The organism is Chamaesiphon sp. VAR_69_metabat_338, assembly GCF_031423935.1.
In the GTDB taxonomy this organism is placed as follows: domain Bacteria; phylum Cyanobacteriota; class Cyanobacteriia; order Cyanobacteriales; family Chamaesiphonaceae; genus Chamaesiphon.
This window is the reverse complement of the sequence record NZ_JANPGM010000176.1, coordinates 1-2,196: the sequence shown is the minus strand read 5'-3', so window position 1 is coordinate 2,196 and position 2,196 is coordinate 1. Positions and strand designations below refer to the sequence as shown.

Here is a 2,196-nt window from a genome sequence, read left to right as displayed (position 1 = left end):
CCCTTTTTCGATTAGTAACTGCATCAATTCTGGAGCGTATAGCTTCAATTCGCCGATCGCGGTTTTGGCTTTGAAAATAAAGATCCCGCTATTCCAGGTATAGTCGCCACTAGCGATAAAATCTTTAGCTGTGTCGGCATCTGGCTTTTCGGTAAATTGATCGACTCGATAGGTTTTTAACTGCCCGTAATCCCCGCTGGCTGCACCCTGCTGAATATAACCATAGCCGATCGAGGGGAAAGTGGGCGTGATGCCGATGGTGACGATCGCGTCTTGAGTATCCGCTAATGCTACCGCCGCCGCGACCGTCTTGGCAAATGCCTCTACATCTCTAATCCAAGCATCAGCGGAAAAAAAGCCAATTACCACATCGTCCCCATAGCGTTTGGCTACTTCCAAACTCGCCCACGCCACCGCTGCGGCTGTATCTCGACCCTCTGGTTCGGCGAGGATATTTACTGCTGGCAGGCTGGGTAATTGCTCCTGAACGCCCGTTTCCAGCAATTTTGATGTAATTACCCAAATATCATCCCAACTACCCACGATCGGTAACAAACGATTAGCAGTAGCTTGGATCAGGCTCTCACCGCTACCATCGAGGCAGAGAAATTGTTTGGGGCGATGTTTGCGGCTCAGCGGCCAAAACCGTTCGCCTTTACCGCCAGCGAGAATTACCGGAACAAACTTGGGTCGCATGGGCTGAATTTAGAAATAGCTAAATGTTACTTACAGACGATCGCAATGACGCAATTTAATTTACCCTACCACGACCACGGAATCACTCGCAGCCAGATTGCCACCATCGATTCTAACTTCTGTTTGTGGATTGCCACTGCCAATAAATTAATTGCGATCGATCTACCCCAACACGATCGAGATTTAGATAATGCGATTAACCAGTGATAGCTTGGAGAAATCAGTCCATAGACCATCACAAAGTAGAAAATTATTTTACTCGTTTGCGAAACCGCACCGAGAGGCAACTGGGGAGGGCGATCGATCGTTACAACAATCGATCGAATTAACGACGATTACCGACCGTAGGCTTCGCCAACGACCAAACCCAAGAGAATCGATCGCTCATTTCGACAGGGTATAAAGATGCTCCTCAATGACGATTACCTGTCATCTAGGGGCAACACTTTTCCGTAACCAGTCAGTAAAAGCATCCCGTTCGCGAAGCGTCTCCATTAGGAGAATCTAATTCACCCGCAGCTAAAGCCAAAATTATCCGTTCCTGTTCATCCACCATCGCCTTAATCTCCAACCGATTCAACACCAGAAATGTCTCCATTGCCGCATGTCCAGCACGTTTATTGCCATCAATAATGGATGATTCATCACAATTGAGAACCCCAAGGCTGAAGCTTTTTCAATAATTGTTGGATAAAGTTCCTCACCACCAAAAGTCATCCGTGGTTGAGCGATCGCAGATTCTAATGCACCCATGTCTCGGATACCGCTACTTCCTGCCGCCTGTTCGAGGATTTGACTATGTAGCTTGATTACTTCTGCCAACGTGAGATAACGAATCATGCTAATCGGCGATAGAGTTCAGCGTTCTTCTTGAGCACATAAGCTGCTGCTTGAGTAAACTCATCTTGAGGACGAGCTAGCCAATCTTCTATATTCACACGCAGTAAATCTTCTGGCGAAACTTGACTGTCTCGTGCTAATTGCTGCAATTTCTGAAGTTGCTCATCTGGAATGTCAATGGTGATAGAGGCCATTCGGGAGTTCCTTGATGTTGTAGATATTTATTATTATAACTTCGCCAAACCTAAATTGAGAGCGCGATCGATATATTCTTGAATATCTACAATGCCAACGCCAAAAGTGTTAAAATGATGTTTGGACGATTTTCTAATTCTAAGAGTAGGTATTGAACATGCAATATCAAGTATTTGTTAAAAATCCAGCCGAGAGCGAGTTTATGGCATCTGTTATTGGATTGCCAAATGTAACCGCTAATGGGATGACAGAAAAAGAAGCGATCGATAAACTTAAAGTTATCCTAGATGCTCAATTTAGGAATGGGAAATTAGTAACGATCGATATAGATATACCTAGCAAAGTAACTGAAGAAAGAAGCGATCCTTGGATAGATAACATGGGTATCTTTCAGGACGATCCAACTTTTGATGACTTTTTGGCAGAAGTTAATAATTATCGTAATGAGGTAGATTCGATTGAGGA

General features: G+C 44.6%; 4 protein-coding genes and 1 pseudogene. 2 read left to right on the top strand and 3 right to left on the bottom strand.

Translation table 11 applies throughout. The annotated features are described in order from the left end of the window. Nucleotides 1–696, bottom strand: a 696-nt coding sequence (locus RMO84_RS05220; protein ID WP_310487416.1) for a mannose-1-phosphate guanylyltransferase, incomplete at its 3' end; no start/stop codon positions are given. A gap of 45 nt (nt 697–741) precedes the next feature. Between RMO84_RS05220 and RMO84_RS05215 the strand changes: the two genes are divergently transcribed. After that, complete coding sequence (locus RMO84_RS05215) at nt 742–903, top strand: hypothetical protein (RefSeq protein WP_310487415.1); 162 nt, start codon at nt 742–744, stop codon at nt 901–903. Nucleotides 904–1,125: 222 nt separating this feature from the next. On the opposite strand, the pseudogene RMO84_RS21290 reads toward RMO84_RS05215, so the two are convergent. Continuing rightward, nucleotides 1,126–1,536 (bottom strand): annotated as a pseudogene (locus RMO84_RS21290) (type II toxin-antitoxin system death-on-curing family toxin). After that, on the bottom strand, nt 1,533–1,730 hold the full coding sequence (locus tag RMO84_RS05205) for a ribbon-helix-helix protein, CopG family (RefSeq protein WP_310487413.1): 198 nt from the start codon (nt 1,728–1,730) through the stop codon (nt 1,533–1,535). The pseudogene RMO84_RS21290 and the gene RMO84_RS05205 overlap by 4 nt, the downstream one beginning before the upstream one ends. A gap of 158 nt (nt 1,731–1,888) precedes the next feature. On the opposite strand from RMO84_RS05205, the gene RMO84_RS05200 reads away from it, so the two are divergent. Continuing rightward, nucleotides 1,889–2,196 (top strand): type II toxin-antitoxin system HicB family antitoxin (locus RMO84_RS05200; protein ID WP_310487412.1); only part of this gene is annotated, 308 nt, incomplete at its 3' end.

Coding starts and splice junctions, on each gene's coding strand:
- RMO84_RS05215 (WP_310487415.1), top strand. CDS start 742: ATGACGCAATTTAATTTACCCTACCACGACCACGGAATCACTCGCAGC.
- RMO84_RS05205 (WP_310487413.1), bottom strand. CDS start 1,730: ATGGCCTCTATCACCATTGACATTCCAGATGAGCAACTTCAGAAATTG.